This is a genomic window from Enterobacter sp. PL_is514, assembly GCF_055816715.1.
The window spans coordinates 248,478-262,661 of the sequence record NZ_JBVPGN010000033.1; the positions used below are offsets into that span (position 1 = coordinate 248,478).

15 protein-coding genes are annotated in these 14,184 nt (G+C 54.7%); 11 read left to right on the forward strand and 4 right to left on the reverse strand.

Annotated elements, in window-relative coordinates; genetic code table 11:
• Nucleotides 1-366: 366 nt before the first annotated feature.
• Nucleotides 367-1,713, reverse strand: a complete 1,347-nt coding sequence (locus AC0TNG_RS14200; protein WP_024908275.1) for a PTS sugar transporter subunit IIC — start codon at nucleotides 1,711-1,713, stop codon at nucleotides 367-369.
• A 328-nt stretch (nucleotides 1,714-2,041) separates the two neighbouring features.
• Between AC0TNG_RS14200 and AC0TNG_RS14205 the strand changes: the two genes are divergently transcribed.
• Nucleotides 2,042-2,500: a YbaK/EbsC family protein gene (locus tag AC0TNG_RS14205; RefSeq protein ID WP_473712610.1), complete on the forward strand. Its 459-nt coding sequence runs from the start codon at nucleotides 2,042-2,044 to the stop codon at nucleotides 2,498-2,500.
• A gap of 38 nt (nucleotides 2,501-2,538) precedes the next feature.
• Here AC0TNG_RS14205 and bglJ read toward each other — a convergent pair whose 3' ends face one another.
• Together bglJ and AC0TNG_RS14215 are read right to left on the reverse strand one after the other, a co-directional pair.
• The gene (bglJ, locus tag AC0TNG_RS14210) at nucleotides 2,539-3,174 is read right to left on the reverse strand and encodes a DNA-binding transcriptional activator BglJ (RefSeq protein ID WP_157189904.1); all 636 of its coding nucleotides are present in this window, start codon (nucleotides 3,172-3,174) and stop codon (nucleotides 2,539-2,541) included.
• Nucleotides 3,171-3,908, reverse strand: coding sequence for a helix-turn-helix transcriptional regulator (locus AC0TNG_RS14215; protein ID WP_024908277.1), 738 nt, complete (start codon nucleotides 3,906-3,908; stop codon nucleotides 3,171-3,173). The genes bglJ and AC0TNG_RS14215 overlap by 4 nt, the downstream gene beginning before the upstream one ends.
• 411 nt (nucleotides 3,909-4,319) lie before the next feature.
• On the opposite strand from AC0TNG_RS14215, the gene AC0TNG_RS14220 reads away from it, so the two are divergent.
• From AC0TNG_RS14220 to AC0TNG_RS14265, 10 genes are all read left to right on the forward strand, one after another.
• Nucleotides 4,320-5,096 (forward strand): threonine/serine exporter family protein, encoded by a 777-nt coding sequence (locus AC0TNG_RS14220; RefSeq protein WP_024908278.1) that lies wholly within the window; start codon nucleotides 4,320-4,322, stop codon nucleotides 5,094-5,096.
• Entirely contained in the window at nucleotides 5,087-5,560 is a 474-nt protein-coding gene (locus AC0TNG_RS14225) for a threonine/serine exporter (protein WP_024908279.1), read from the forward strand. Before AC0TNG_RS14220 ends, AC0TNG_RS14225 begins: the two co-directional genes overlap by 10 nt.
• A gap of 67 nt (nucleotides 5,561-5,627) precedes the next feature.
• A complete protein-coding gene (locus AC0TNG_RS14230; RefSeq protein ID WP_008502090.1) occupies nucleotides 5,628-6,269 on the forward strand; it encodes a TetR/AcrR family transcriptional regulator in 642 nt (213 codons plus the stop codon).
• 41 nt (nucleotides 6,270-6,310) lie between these two features.
• Nucleotides 6,311-6,763 (forward strand): MarR family winged helix-turn-helix transcriptional regulator, encoded by a 453-nt coding sequence (locus AC0TNG_RS14235; protein WP_023293337.1) that lies wholly within the window; start codon nucleotides 6,311-6,313, stop codon nucleotides 6,761-6,763.
• Between the two features lie 82 nt (nucleotides 6,764-6,845).
• Nucleotides 6,846-7,274, forward strand: a complete 429-nt coding sequence (locus AC0TNG_RS14240) for an organic hydroperoxide resistance protein (RefSeq protein WP_008502092.1) — start codon at nucleotides 6,846-6,848, stop codon at nucleotides 7,272-7,274.
• 135 nt (nucleotides 7,275-7,409) lie between these two features.
• Nucleotides 7,410-7,955 carry a primosomal protein DnaT gene (gene dnaT / locus AC0TNG_RS14245; RefSeq protein WP_024908281.1) on the forward strand — a complete coding sequence of 182 codons (546 nt, stop codon included), beginning with the start codon at nucleotides 7,410-7,412 and terminating at the stop codon, nucleotides 7,953-7,955.
• Entirely contained in the window at nucleotides 7,952-8,689 is a 738-nt protein-coding gene (dnaC, locus tag AC0TNG_RS14250; RefSeq protein ID WP_013095461.1) for a DNA replication protein DnaC, read from the forward strand. Before dnaT ends, dnaC begins: the two co-directional genes overlap by 4 nt.
• Before the next feature lie 83 nt (nucleotides 8,690-8,772).
• Nucleotides 8,773-9,255 (forward strand): YjjA family protein, encoded by a 483-nt coding sequence (locus AC0TNG_RS14255; protein ID WP_061716004.1) that lies wholly within the window; start codon nucleotides 8,773-8,775, stop codon nucleotides 9,253-9,255.
• 270 nt (nucleotides 9,256-9,525) lie between these two features.
• Complete coding sequence (gene opgB / locus AC0TNG_RS14260) at nucleotides 9,526-11,817, forward strand: phosphatidylglycerol--membrane-oligosaccharide glycerophosphotransferase (RefSeq protein ID WP_473701988.1); 2,292 nt, start codon at nucleotides 9,526-9,528, stop codon at nucleotides 11,815-11,817.
• On the forward strand, nucleotides 11,817-12,332 hold the full coding sequence (locus tag AC0TNG_RS14265; RefSeq protein WP_473712609.1) for a GNAT family N-acetyltransferase: 516 nt from the start codon (nucleotides 11,817-11,819) through the stop codon (nucleotides 12,330-12,332). Before opgB ends, AC0TNG_RS14265 begins: the two co-directional genes overlap by 1 nt.
• 138 nt (nucleotides 12,333-12,470) lie before the next feature.
• Here AC0TNG_RS14265 and tsr read toward each other — a convergent pair whose 3' ends face one another.
• Nucleotides 12,471-14,135: a methyl-accepting chemotaxis protein gene (gene tsr, locus AC0TNG_RS14270; protein WP_024908285.1), complete on the reverse strand. Its 1,665-nt coding sequence runs from the start codon at nucleotides 14,133-14,135 to the stop codon at nucleotides 12,471-12,473.
• Nucleotides 14,136-14,184 lie beyond the last annotated feature (49 nt).

Genomic DNA, 14,184 nt, shown 5'->3' on the forward strand with positions numbered 1-14,184 from the left:
GCGAGGCGCAGGGATGCGCCGAGAGGGCGTGGCCTGCAGGGATGCAGGCTCATGCCCGACCCGATAGCCTGAAGGAATAAGCTGAGGGTACCGCGAAGCGGCGATTTACCGCCGGGAGCCCGGGTCGCCAGGGCGGCGGCGATTGAGCCGCCATGGCACGTTCACCGGTCATGTCCTTACAGAGTAGCAAGAAACATAAAGTGAACGGAATGACCACCACAGCCGTATGTTCCCCCTCACCCCAGCCCTCTCCCTCAAGGGAGAGGGGGTCGTCCGTGCAGGCATTATTTTGTGGGGATTCCTCAGCCCACGGGGAGAGGGAACAAACACAAAAAACGGCAACCTACGTTGCCGTTTTGCTTTTACCTAAGCCACCTGCTGATTGTCCTCTTCAGCATTACGCTGCGCTTCTTCCGCTTCCTGCTCCAGCAGCTGCTTCTCATACACTTTGAAGAACGGGAAGTAGATGATCGCCGATACGCAGGCCAGAACCACAACCAGAATAGCCGCGCGGAAGTCCCAGCCCAGAGCCCATGCTGCCCCTATCGGCGCCGGTGCCGTCCAGGGAACGACCGAGATGACGCGCCCAATCAAATCAAACGTCATCGCCGCCCACGCCAGCACGGCGTTAACCATCGGTGCCAGCAGGAACGGAATAAAGAACACCGGGTTCATCACGATTGGTGTACCGAAAATGACAGGTTCGTTGATGTTAAAGAAGCTGGGCACCACACTCAAACGCCCGATAGAGCGTAAATGCGCTGAACGGCTACGCAGATAGCAAATCACCAGCCCCATCGTCGCGCCCGATCCGCCAATCACGATAAAGAACGTCCAGAACGCCTCCATAAAAATATGCGGCAGAGGCTGGCTGGCGGCCAGTGCGGTCTGGTTAGCGCCCAGGTTAGTCAGCCAGAACATCTGCAACATTCCGGATACGATGGCTGCGCCGTGGATCCCGGCGAACCACAGCAGATGACCAATCAACACCGCCAGCAGGATCGCAGGCAGTGAATCCGCCGCGGAAACCAGCGGTTTAAAGACCGACATAATGGCCTGCGGGATCAGCATGCCAAACTGAGACTGAATGACCAGGCTCAGAGGATAGAGCGTTAACACCACCACCAGCACCGGGATCAGCAGATCAAAAGAGTTTTTGATCATCGGAGGAACCTGGTCTGGCAGGCGAATACCGATGTTATGCGCCTTGAGGAAACGCATCATCTCAACGCAGTAGATCGCCACCAGAATCGCGGTAAAAATCCCCGTTCCCCCCAGGCTGTCGACAGGAAGCGTGCCTTTGGTTTTCGGTGCCGCGACCAGCAGAAACGCCATCAGCGACAGCATGGCGCACATGAACGGGTCTAACTGGTGCGATTTGACATAGTGTTTGCCAAGGTTATAGGCAATGGCCGCACAGATATAAATGGACATAATGCCCATCGTCATATCAAACGGCGTCAGGATTTGGCCTTCAAACTGCTTCGCCATATCCAGCCAGGCGCGGGCGAAACCCCACGTGGTATCAGGCGAAAAAGGTGGGTAAGCGAACACTAACAAAAATGAACCCACAATCATAAATGGCATCGCGGAGATGAACCCATCACGAATAGCCATGACATGACGCTGGGAAGAGATCCGCCCGGCAATCGGGCTCACGTAATTTTCAACGAAACGGAATATCAGGTTAAACGCAGCATGGTTGGCAGACATGGCAGATCTCCTGTCAGACGTTTGTTACGGGCACTTTCGCGCCGCACGTTGTTCCATAAATCAGCTTCACAACCTTGCTGGCTTGTGTACCAGTGGTACTGCTCAGACGAAATGGTTTCATATTTGGCTCTTATTATTGGATACAGGGGACGTTACGTACTCAGTATTAATCGACGCATCACGCTCTGCAACCGGTTACTGTAACCGGTTTCTGTGAATGTGAAGAGGATCCAGAAATCAGCCGTTCGGGATATTTGTTACTTAAGAGATATTTACAGAGCATAAATTCTTATGACAGATTACGCAGGATATTTGTCAGGAGGAAACAATGAGTTTGCAGTCTGTACAGCAGTTTTTTGCCGACAACGCGCCGGATATAGACGTAATTGAACTTAGCCAGAGTACCGCTACCGTTGCGTTGGCTGCTGCCGCCCATCGTGTTGAACCGGGACAAATCGCCAAGACCTTGTCACTCAAGGTGAAAAATGAGGTGATTCTGGTGGTGGCGAAAGGCGATGCGCGCCTGGATAACAAAAAGCTGAAAGACACGTTTGGTGCGAAAGCGCGCATGCTCAGCAGTGATGAAGTGGTGACCATCACCGGTCATCCCGTTGGCGGCGTGTGCCCGTTCGGGCTGGAAAATCCGCTCGCGGTTTACTGCGATATTTCATTAAAGCAGTACGCCGAAGTCCTGCCCGCCGCAGGCGCAATTCATAGTGCCGTGCGTATTTCACCTGACAGAATGGTAGAGCTAACTTCCGCAAGGTGGGTTGACGTTTGCATCTGATTGATGCGCCAGAGCCTGTCTGGCGCGCAGCGGGCTGGCTATAAAAAGGTCGGCTTGCTGAGTGCCGAACTTCGCGGTTCTCTTGCCGGAAGGTGAGTAATAATATCCGCCGCATCGAGCAACCCGACGTCAGAGCTCACCCCCAGCTTCACCATCGCATTAAACTTATGCGCCCGGATGGTCTTAATATTGCGTTCAAGCTGTGCCGCGATTTGAGGAATAGAATAGCCGCAAGACATATAACGCAGTATTGCCCGTTCCGTTGGGCTTAACATTCTGTTTTGACTCCGGTACCAGTGATTCATCATATTGTCATTGATGCGCAGCGTTTCACTCAACAACACCATAAGTTCCTGCTGCAGGTGCTCAAGCGTCAGCGATTTACTGACCACACCGTGAAGGCGTGACGGTGAAAGATGGCTAACTAACCGTGCTTCCGTCTCATCAGCGACCAGGATAATGCGCTGGATATGACCATGCGTAAACGCGAGCTCCCGCAGGTGCGCCAGACAGTTACGGCGCTCCTCTCGTGCATCGGAAAGTGAATAGATTAGCGAGAAAAAATTGACGTGCTGAAGTGCTTTCTTGAAGCTGTCAAATTCGCTAAACAGATGCAGCTGATAGTGATTCAGGCCGGGCATCGCAAAAAAATGCTGTAGCCCAACAGCACTCATCGTGCAATTTTCGACGATGGCGATATGTCGTGTTGAATCGGTTTTTTCCATTCCTCAAACTCTCCATAGGCTGACATCAAATTCAGCTCTCTCATTCCCTGCGTACTGTTGATCCAGGCGTACATATCGGCATTACTACGTAAAGATAGCCGCCGCATCGCACTGTTTTTCTGCGCACTGATGGTTTTATTGCTCTTCTTCAGCAATGTGGCGATTTGGTTAATCCCCCATCCTTTACCTAACAGACGCAGTACCTTGCGTTCGGAGTGCGTGAGTGCGATAACGTGTTCGTCTTCATCCTCCGTACTTTGAGGCTCCGGGGTTAATAACGTCTGGCTTATCCGCTCTGCCCGCTCGCTACCTGCCCGAATCGCGTTAACCACGCCTTCAATGGGCTCCATATCAGACAGCAACGTGCTTTCCGGGCGCATAAGCAACTCAACCGCAATAGGGTAAAGCGGCCGCGAGACTAAAAAGATCCAGTGAATGTCCCGGTATTGGTTCAATAAACCGTAATACTCTTCGAGGGTTCCCCGAGGATTTCTGTATTCACCTGAAATATCGGCAATAATGACATCTGCGCGGCGAAGCTGGAGCAGTGTTAACTCCTGCAATGAGCGACAATAGGTCAATTCAAAATCCGGGAAATGGCGTGCCATCACGCCCCCTAACCCGTTTTGCATCACGGGCATCCGGCTAATGACAACGCCATACTTACCATGCAATGACAACATAGACCCTCCGTGTCCATTCTTCATTTGATGAGTAACGTTAAAACGCACCAATGTATGAGTATTTTCGTCCCTGAGTGTAAAACTGATTAATACAAGCAGAAGATGAGATATGTTCTTAGTATAAGAAATGCCTAAAACAACGGTAATATCTCATAAAGCGCAAATAAATTTAATTGCGGAGCCATTAAAATAACGACAATATAAAATTAGAATAACTAAATACAAATATTCTATATTTTTATATTTATAATTCACCGCATTGATAATTTAATCCAACTCCCCTTTCGTGATACGGGCTGAAACTGTTTGCATAAACCTTGATCTGGCCCACAGCAAGAGGGACTGCACTTTGTGCTAAAAGTACTCACTACGGGCTAACCGGCAACCTATCCATCTTTTTCAGGACAATACATGCAGGCAGATCGGTCAACGCAGCGTGCTATCACGCGGCTATGTATAAAGTGCGGTCTTTTTCTGCTCCAGCACGGCGCGGAAAGCGCGCTGGTTGAGGAGCTCTCCACCCGGCTGGGAGTGGCGCTGGGTATGGATAGCGTTGAAAGCGCGATCTCATCTAACGCCATTGTGCTGACCACGATCAAAGACGGTCAGTGCCTGACCTCCACCCGCAAAAACCATGACCGCGGCATTAACATGCACGTCGTGACCGAAGTGCAGCACATCGTCATCCTTGCTGAACACAAGCTTCTCGATCTTCATGAAATTGAAAAACGGTTCAACCAGATCAAGCCATTACGTTATCCGCGCTGGCTCGTCGTGTTAATGGTAGGGCTCTCTTGCGCCTGCTTTTGTAAGCTCAATAAAGGCGGCTGGGACGGCGCGCTCGTCACCTTTTTTGCCAGCAGTATCGCCATGTATGTTCGCCAGCTGCTCACGCACCGGCAGCTGCACCCGCAAATTAACTTCTGCATTACCGCGTTTGTCGCCACCACGGTTTCCGGCCTGCTTCTGCGCCTGCCGCAGTTTGCCAACACCCCAACCGTTGCCATGGCCGCCAGCGTGCTTCTGCTGGTCCCGGGCTTTCCGCTGATCAACGCCGTCGCCGACATGTTTAAAGGGCATATCAATACCGGTCTGGCACGCTGGGCTATCGCCAGCCTGCTGACGCTGGCGACCTGCATCGGCGTGGTCATGGCCATGACTCTCTGGGGGTTACGCGGATGGGCGTGATAGATTTTCTGCTGGCGCTGGCACAGGACATGCTTCTGGCCGCCATCCCTGCCGTCGGCTTCGCGATGGTATTTAACGTACCGCAACGCGCGCTGCCGTGGTGCGCGCTGCTGGGTGCGATTGGCCATGGCTCGCGAATGGTGATGATGACGGCGGGTTTTAACATCGAATGGTCAACGTTCATCGCTTCCATGCTGGTCGGCAGTATCGGCATCCAGTGGTCGCGCTGGTATCTGGCGCATCCCAAAGTGTTCACTGTTGCCGCGGTGATCCCGATGTTCCCAGGCATATCTGCGTATACGGCGATGATTTCCGCAGTGAAAATCAGTCATTTCGGTTATACCGAGCCTCAGATGATCCTCCTCCTGAGCAACTTCCTTAAGGCGTCATCCATCGTCGGCGCGCTCTCTATCGGGCTGTCGATCCCCGGACTGTGGCTGTACCGCAAACGCCCACGCGTTTGATATTTGTATTATTTCGCTGCCGTGGAGATAATTCTTCTGGTCCGTTTGGTGAAAATAAGGAAAGGATGTGGCTAACCCTGGCAGCGAACACCCCGAGCACAGTGAAGAATCCAGCCTGAAAGAGAAAATCTTTCAGAGCGCCATCGCGCTTTTTGCCGAGTATGGATTGAACGGTGCACGGATGGAGCAGATTGCAGAGAAAGCGGGCACCACCAAACGCATGGTGGTTTACCATTTCAAGAATAAAGAGAACCTCTATCTCCTGGTTCTGGAACATGTTTACACCCAGATTCGCGCCAGTGAAAAAGCGCTAAGCCTGACGGGAATGCCCCCGGTCGAAGCGCTGGTCAATCTGGTTGAAGCCACCTTTGACTACCATGCCGACCACCCTGACTACATCCGGATTATCTGCATGGAAAACATGCAGCGCGGCCGCTTTATGCAGCAGTCGAGCTATCTCCGCCAGGTCAACCGAAGCGCGCTCGACCTGCTGGAGGAGATCCTGCGCCGGGGCAAAGAAAAACAGCTCTTCAGTGAGACGGTAGACGCCCGCGATCTTCATCGTCTGATAAGCAGCTTCAGCTTTCACTACGTTGCCAACAGCTACACCTTTACGCTGTTGTTTGAAGAAGGCGCAGACGAGCAGGCTCAGCGTCAGCACTACCGCAAAATGGCCGTTCAGGTGGCGCTCCGCTATACTTGCCCATAAAATTGCTTGCAATTAAATCGTGCACTATCTATATTCATTTCATGAACGCGAAAACGAACGACGCAACCGCTGCGCTCAAGCTGGATAACCAGCTCTGCTTTGCCCTCTATTCGGCAAACCTGGCGCTAAATAAGCTGTACCGGCAGCTGCTGGCACCGCTGAACCTGACCTACCCGCAATATCTGGTGATGCTGGTGCTGTGGGAGCAGGATGATATGACGGTGTCGGACATCGGTGAACGGCTGTTTCTTGACTCTGCGACCCTGACGCCGCTGTTGAAGCGGCTGGAAAGCGCCGGGCTCATCAACCGCCACCGTTCACGCAAAGACGAACGCCAGGTCGCCGTCACCCTGAGCGAAGCGGGACGTGAACTCCAGCAGCAGGCATTGGGTATCCCCCATGCGGTGGGGTGCGCAGCGCAGTGTGATACCGACACCCTGCTAGCGCTCAAACAGCAGCTCGAACTTTTGCGACAACAGCTACACCGCGCGTAAAGCTATACTTTACGCGTGATTATTACCCATATATATCGCACGCTATTTAATAGCGAACATTAGACAAGATGAGGAACCTGCCATGTCTTTAGAAAAAGTCGTTTATACCGCCAAAGCCAAAGCCACCGGAGGCCGTGACGGCCGAGCCACCTCTTCCGATGGGGTTCTGGACGTCAAACTGGGTGTGCCAAAAGAGATGGGCGGCATGGGGGGAGACGTGACGAACCCTGAGCAGCTGTTTGCTGCCGGCTACTCTGCCTGCTTCCTGGGCGCGATGAAATTCGTGGCCGCACGCGACAAATTTACCCTGCCTAAAGATGCTTTTATTGAAGGCGAAGTGGGTATTGGCCCCCTGCCAACCGGTTTTGGTATTGAAGCAAAACTGAACATCCACGTTGAAGGTATGGATCCTGCGGAAGCCAAAAAGCTGGTCGATGCGGCGCACATTGTTTGCCCGTACTCTAACGCGACCCGCGGCAACATTGACGTGACGCTGAACATCATCGCGTAATCCCTTCTGTTCCCTCTCCCTGTGGGAGAGGGTCAGGGTGAGGCATCAGCCCGCACTTTACCCCTCCTTTCCTTTCCCCTCTCTGTGCTACCATAAGTCCATATCACGCCCGTAGTAATCAGTAGAGTAAGCGTTATGTCCTCCAGACTTCTGACCACCAGCATTGCTGGCATTGATGCCTTTATGCGCGACCCACGCGGTGTGTTGACTCACGCCGAAGGCGGCACGGTTGCGGTTTTTGCCGACAACGCGCCGGCGTTTTACGCAATCACACCGGAACGTCTGGCACAGCTTCTGGAGATCGAAGCACAAGTGTCACGCCCGGCGAGCGATGTCACGCTGGATAGCCAGTTCTTTGATGAACCGGTTAACGTTCCCGTGACCGTTCCGATGGGCAAATTTGCCCTCTATGCGGGCTGGCAACCGGATGCGGATTTCCAGCGGCAGGCCGCGCTGTGGGGCATTGCGTTAACCCAACCCGCCACCGCGGAAGAGCTCGCCGCGTTTACCGCCTGGTGGCAGGCAGAAGGGAAAGTGTTCACCCACATTCAGTGGCAGCAAAAGCTCGCGCGTCATCTCCAGATTACCCGCGCCGGCAACAACGGCCAGCCAAAACGTGATATCAATGCGTTTTCAGAACCGGATAAACAGATCCCCAGCGGATTCCGAGGTGCGAAATGAAGAACGTCGGCGACCTGATGAAACGTCTGCAAAAAATGATGCCTGCCAACGTGAAGCCCGCTTTCACCACCGGTGAAGAGCTGCTGGCATGGCAAAAAGAGCAAGGTGAGATCCGCGCCGCCGCGCTCGCCCGCGAAAACCGGGCGATGAAAATGCAGCGCACCTTTAACCGTTCCGGTATCCGTCCCCTGCACCAGAACTGCTCGTTCGATAACTATAAAATCGAGACCAACGGGCAGATGAACGCGCTGGCCGCCGCACGGCAGTACGTGGATGAATTCGACGGCAATATCGCCAGCTTCATCTTTAGCGGCAAGCCGGGCACCGGAAAAAACCACCTTGCTGCCGCCATCTGCAACGAGCTGCTTCTGCGCGGTAAATCGGTTCTTATCATCACCGTGGCCGATATCATGTCTGCGATGAAAGACACCTTCAGCAACCGCGAAACCAGCGAAGAACAGCTGCTTAACGATCTGAGTAATGTCGACCTGCTGGTCATCGACGAGATTGGCGTTCAGACGGAATCGCGCTATGAAAAAGTGATCATCAACCAGATTGTCGATCGCCGCTCCTCGTCCAAGCGCCCCACCGGCATGCTGACGAACCACAATATTGACGAGATGACCCGCCTGCTGGGGGAACGCGTCATGGACCGCATGAAGCTGGGTAACAGCCTGTATGTCATCTTCGACTGGGAAAGTTACCGCAGCCGCGTCACCGGCAAAGAGTATTAAGACAGTTCCAGGAATCGCCGACAGGTCGCAGGTATATACTGGAACCCCTTCGGCCCAAAACGGACCTTTTTGAGAGAGCCATGATGAAAAAACAGATGATTGTCAGCACCCTTTTAGGCGCGCTGCTGGTGACCGGCGCAGCGCAAGCGGCGTCCTGGCAGGAGTCCCTGTCAAGCGCAGCAAACGAGCTGACCAAAGAGAGCAGCAGCACGCAGGGCGGACTCTCCGCCTCTTCCCTCACCAGCCTGCTGGGCAACAGCGGTCAGAGCCTGAGCGCGGGCACGATGAACAACGCGGCGGGGATTCTGGAATATTGCGCGAAGCAAAAACTGGCCTCCGTGACCGACGCGCAAAACGTGAAAAACCAGGTGCTGGGTAAACTGGGTCTGGATACCCAGGAGCAAAAAGCGGACACCAACTATATGGACGGCATTCAGGGCCTGCTTAACGCGCAGAACGGTCAGCAGCTTAACCTGAGCACCCTCGGCAACTCCTCTCTGGCCAAACAGGTGAAAACCAAAGCCTGCGATCTGGTGCTGAAACAAGGCGTTAATTTCATCTCCTGATCCACCCCATTTTCTGCCACAACACGCCGCGTTTAATGCGATAGTCTTGCAGCGCGGCGCTAAATGAGCGTTTTTCCCACCTGCCACCGTCTCAGCGTCCGTTTGTCAGGATGTGCACACCTTCATAAAAACGATTTTCTAAACCAAATCCTAACAACAGCACACTTTCGTGACACTAAAATTGCAGCTTAACGACATCGCAATTACATTGTATGACCCAAAAAATAAACAGTTAGCCAGCGAAGCATCTGGCGTCACGAGGATATGCTGTTGTCTGAATTCATGTCTCTTATCCTTTTTCTGGCTTCTGTCGGCGTTTACGCCTGCAAAGCCGGCCGTCACACCTGGTGGTTTATCGCCACGCTGGTTGTGCTCGGCATTTTTATTATTTTAAACATTACCTTATACGCCAGCGATTACTTTACCGGTGACGGCATTAACGATGCGGTGCTCTACACGCTGACAAACAGCCTGACGGGCGCGGGGGTCAGCAAGTACATTCTTCCGGGGCTCGGCCTTGTCGTCGCGCTGGTCACCATTTTTGGCGCGCTGGCCTGGGTGCTGCGTCGACGTCGCCATCATCCACACCATCATGGCTACAGCCTGCTGGCGTTATTCCTGGCGCTGGCCTCCGTCGACGCCAGCCCGGCGTTCCATCAGATCACCGAACTGGTGAAATCCCAGTCGCGCGACGGCGATCCGGATTTCACGGCGTACTACAAAGAGCCGTCGAAAACGATCGCCAACCCGAGGCTCAATCTGGTCTATATCTACGGAGAAAGTCTGGAGCGCACGTACTTTGATAACGATGCCTTCCCGGACCTGACGCCAGATCTGGGTGCGCTGAAAAATGAAGGTCTCGATTTCAGCCACACCATGCAGCTGCCCGGTACGGATTACACGATTGCCGGGATGGTTGCCTCCCAGTGCGGTATCCCGCTGTTCGCGCCTTTTGAAGGTAACGCCTCAGCCTCCATGTCGACCTTCTTCCCACAGAATATTTGCCTCGGCGATATCCTGAAAAACTCCGGTTACGAAAACTATTTTGTGCAGGGGGCAAACCTGCGCTTCGCCGGAAAAGATGTGTTCCTGAAATCCCACGGTTTTGATCACCTGTATGGCTCAGAAGAGTTAAAAACGACGGTTGCCGACCCAAACTACCGCAACGACTGGGGCTTCTATGACGATACGGTACTCGACGAAACCTGGAAGAAATTCGAGGAGCTGTCCCGCGCGGGCAAGCGTTTCTCTCTCTTTGCGCTGACGGTGGACACTCACCATCCTGACGGGTTCGTCTCGCGCAGCTGTAAACGCAAAAGCTATAACGTTGATGGCAAAAACAACAAGTCTTTCAGCGCCGTCACCTGTAGTCAGGAGCACATTGCCGCGCTGGTCGAGAAAATCAAAGCCTCACCCTGGTTTAAAAACACCGTCATCGTCGTTTCGTCTGACCATCTGGCGATGAAAAACAGTGCCTGGGATCAGCTCAACAAGCAGGATCGCAGCAATCTGTTCTTCGTCCTGCGCGGCGACCAGCCGCAGCAGGAGGAGATTGCCACCAAACGCAACTCCATGGATAACGGCGCCACCGTGCTGGACATCCTGGGCGGCGACAACTTTATTGGCCTGGGCCGCAGCACGCTGTCGGGGCAATCCCTGTCGGAAGTGTTCCTCAACATGAAGGAAAAAATCCTCGCCTGGAAGCCCGACATCATCCGCCTGTGGAACTTCCCGAAAGAGATGAAGGACTTCACCGTCGATCGGGATAAAAACACCATTGCCTTCTCGGGCAGCAACTTCCGTCTGCCGCTGCTGGTGCGCGTGTCGGAGGGACGCGTTGAGCCCCTGCCGGAAAGCGAATATTCCGCGCCGCTGCGCTATCAGCTGGCCGATTTTGCGCCACGCGATAATTTCGTCTGGGTCGACAGATGTTACAAGATGGGCCAGCTCTGGTCGCAGCCGCTGGCGCTCTCTACCGACTGGTGCGTCTCTCAGGGTCAGCTTGGCGGGGAGCAAACCGTACAGCACGTGGATAAAGCCCAGTGGAAAGGCAAAACCGCGTTTAAAGATACGGTAATTGATACGGCGCGCTATCAGCACAACATCGACATGCTGAAAATCAGCGACAACGATATTCGCTACAAAGCGGACAGCTTTATCTTTAACGTGGCCGGCGCGCCGGAAGAAGTGAAGCAGTTTAGCGGCATCTCGCGGCCGGAGTCCTGGGGACGCTGGTCAAACGCGCAGCTGGGCAATGAGGTGAAAATTGAGTACACCCATCCGCTGCCGGAACAGTTCGACCTGGTGATCACCGCCAGAGCGTATGGCCCTAACGCTAACAAGCCCGTACCGGTGCGCGTGGGCGATCGGGAGCAGACGCTGACGCTCGGGAACGACGTGAGCACGCATACGCTGCATTTTGAGAATCCTTCGCGCAGCAATACCCTGGTGATCGTCCCGCCGGATCCGCAGTCCACCAATGAAGGGAATATTCTTGGCCATTCACCGCGCGAGCTCGGAATTGGCATGGTCGAAATTAAAATTGTGAGTCGAGCAGGCTAATGGTCGACCTTAACATCACCCTTCGACCCACGCGCCCCGGCGACGTTACCGCCCTGCCCGCCATTGAACGCGCGGCGGGCGAGCGCTTTCGTGAAGTCCCGGCGCTCGCCTGGCTTGCCGACGGTGAAGTCATTTCTGCTGAGCAGCACCTTGAGTATGTCGAACGTGGGCTAAGCTGGCTGGCGAGGGTGAACGACCGCCCCGTGGGGTTTATCCTCACCGAAGCGCACTCTTCGTCGCTGTTTATCGTGGAGCTTTCGGTCGATCTGAACTGGCAGGGAAAAGGGATTGGCCGGCAGCTTATCGCCTGTGCGGCTGACCATGCCCGCACGCTGGGGCTGGCGTCGCTGACGTTGACGACGTTCCGGGACGTACCGTGGAACGCGCCGTTCTATGCGCGGCTGGGGTTTGAAAAAATGACGACGCTGACGCCTGAACTGCGTCAGAAAAGGGAAGAAGAGACAGCGCACGGTTTCGCGTATGAAACGCGCTGCGCTATGCGCCTGCCTCTGTAATATCGCCCGGTGGCGCTGCGCTTACCGGGCCTACAAAACCCTGAACCGTAGGCCGGGTAAGGCGTAGCCGCCACCCGGCAAAAACCACGCTCCGTAGGCCGGGTAAGGCGCAGCCGTCACCCGGCACAACGCACAGAGTTAGAACGTTTCCCAGTTATCGCCTGAATCGACCGTCGCGGTTTTACGCGCCATCACCGGCGTGGAAACCGCTTTAGCCGCAGCGAATTCGCGCGCTTTCATCTGCTCCTGCTGAATGCGGAACACCGCCACGGCCTGAGTCAGGCGGCTCGCCTGCTCTTCCAGTGCGGCCGCAGCCGCGGCAGACTCTTCAACCAGCGAGGCGTTCTGCTGGGTCACGCGATCCATCTCAGCTACCGCCAGACCCACCTGGTCGATACCGCGGCTCTGCTCGTCAGACGCAGAGGCGATTTCACCCATGATGTCCGTTACGCGGGTCACCGCGTTCACGATCTCACCCATGGTTTCACCGGCGCTTTCTACCAGGGTTGAACCCACTTCCACGCGACCCACGGAGTCTTCAATCAGGCTCTTGATTTCACGAGCCGCCTGGGCACTGCGCTGGGCCAGGTTACGCACTTCACCGGCCACCACCGCAAAGCCACGGCCCTGCTCGCCCGCACGCGCCGCTTCTACCGCCGCGTTCAGTGCCAGGATGTTGGTCTGGAAAGCAATGCCGTCGATCACGCTGATAATGTCGGCAATTTTCTGCGAACTGCCCGCGATATCGCGCATGGTCTGCACCACGTTATCCACCACTTTGCCGCCTTTCTGCGCGGTTTCAGAGGCGCTCAGGGCAAGATGGCTCGCCTGACGGGCGTTCTCGGCGTTCTGCTTAACGGTCGCCGTCAGCTGCTCCATGCTGGCAGCGGTCTCTTCCAGGGAAGCGGCCTGCTGTTCAGTACGGGAGGAGAGGTCGTTATTGCCCATCGCAATTTCGCTCGCGCCGCTGTAGATCGCGTTCGCGCCGTTACGCACGTCGCCGACGGTACGCACCAGCTCACCCTGCATATGACGCAGCGAGTCGGCCAGTTCACCCATTTCGTTGGTGCCCTGAACCTCAATACGCTTCACCAGGTCGCCGCTGGCGATATGGCGAATGTTGTCGATCAGACGATTCAGCGGGGAGATCAGCGTCTGCTTGATGTTGAGCCAGACGGCCACGATCACCACCAGCACGGCAATCAGGACGCTAATCAGCACCCAGATAGCCTGGCTGAAGGAGCTGTTGCTGTCTTCGACCGCCATCTGGTACAGCTTGTCGTTCTGCTGCAGGTAGCTCACGTACTGCTTCTCAAAACCGTCCTGATAGCTCTGGGTCGGCTGGTCGAAGAAGGCGTTAATTTTGCCCGCGCCAAGCAGCTGGATCAGCTCCGCCAGCGCACCGTGGTAAATATCATAGTTACGCTTGATCTCCATGGCATCCGCATCACTTTGACGCGGATCGCGCGGCAGGGCTTCGTAGGCAGCCCAGTTTTTTTCCGCCTGTTTCAGAGACGTAGACGCGATTTGCATCAAATCGTTAACGGTCGCGCCGCTGCCGATATTGCTCTGATCCATCATGTAGCGGATACCCGCGCGGTTCAGGGTATTACGGGTTTGCAGCAACGCTACCCAGCTGGCGTTCAGCGTGGACTGTTGCTGGCGAATGGTTTGCAGGACGGTGAAATTCTCTTTGTCATTCTTCAGAGCATTAAAGAAAAGACCACCGGATGTGAGTTGTAAAAGGCCAAATATCGCTAAAACCAGCATTAAGCTGGTGACAATCTTGATACGGTTTAACATGTTTTCTCTTTCCTCAGGCAGATACAGAATTTTCGGCCTGGAAAGGGAA

Coding starts and splice junctions, on each gene's coding strand:
- AC0TNG_RS14255 (WP_061716004.1), top strand. CDS start 8,773: ATGAAAAAACAGATGATTGTCAGCACCCTTTTAGGCGCGCTGCTGGTG.
- dnaC (WP_013095461.1), top strand. CDS start 7,952: ATGAAGAACGTCGGCGACCTGATGAAACGTCTGCAAAAAATGATGCCT.
- dnaT (WP_024908281.1), top strand. CDS start 7,410: ATGTCCTCCAGACTTCTGACCACCAGCATTGCTGGCATTGATGCCTTT.
- tsr (WP_024908285.1), bottom strand. CDS start 14,135: ATGTTAAACCGTATCAAGATTGTCACCAGCTTAATGCTGGTTTTAGCG.
- bglJ (WP_157189904.1), bottom strand. CDS start 3,174: ATGAGTGCTGTTGGGCTACAGCATTTTTTTGCGATGCCCGGCCTGAAT.
- AC0TNG_RS14235 (WP_023293337.1), top strand. CDS start 6,311: ATGAACGCGAAAACGAACGACGCAACCGCTGCGCTCAAGCTGGATAAC.
- AC0TNG_RS14225 (WP_024908279.1), top strand. CDS start 5,087: ATGGGCGTGATAGATTTTCTGCTGGCGCTGGCACAGGACATGCTTCTG.
- AC0TNG_RS14215 (WP_024908277.1), bottom strand. CDS start 3,908: ATGTTGTCATTGCATGGTAAGTATGGCGTTGTCATTAGCCGGATGCCC.
- AC0TNG_RS14265 (WP_473712609.1), top strand. CDS start 11,817: ATGGTCGACCTTAACATCACCCTTCGACCCACGCGCCCCGGCGACGTT.
- AC0TNG_RS14205 (WP_473712610.1), top strand. CDS start 2,042: ATGAGTTTGCAGTCTGTACAGCAGTTTTTTGCCGACAACGCGCCGGAT.
- AC0TNG_RS14240 (WP_008502092.1), top strand. CDS start 6,846: ATGTCTTTAGAAAAAGTCGTTTATACCGCCAAAGCCAAAGCCACCGGA.
- AC0TNG_RS14220 (WP_024908278.1), top strand. CDS start 4,320: ATGCAGGCAGATCGGTCAACGCAGCGTGCTATCACGCGGCTATGTATA.
- AC0TNG_RS14200 (WP_024908275.1), bottom strand. CDS start 1,713: ATGTCTGCCAACCATGCTGCGTTTAACCTGATATTCCGTTTCGTTGAA.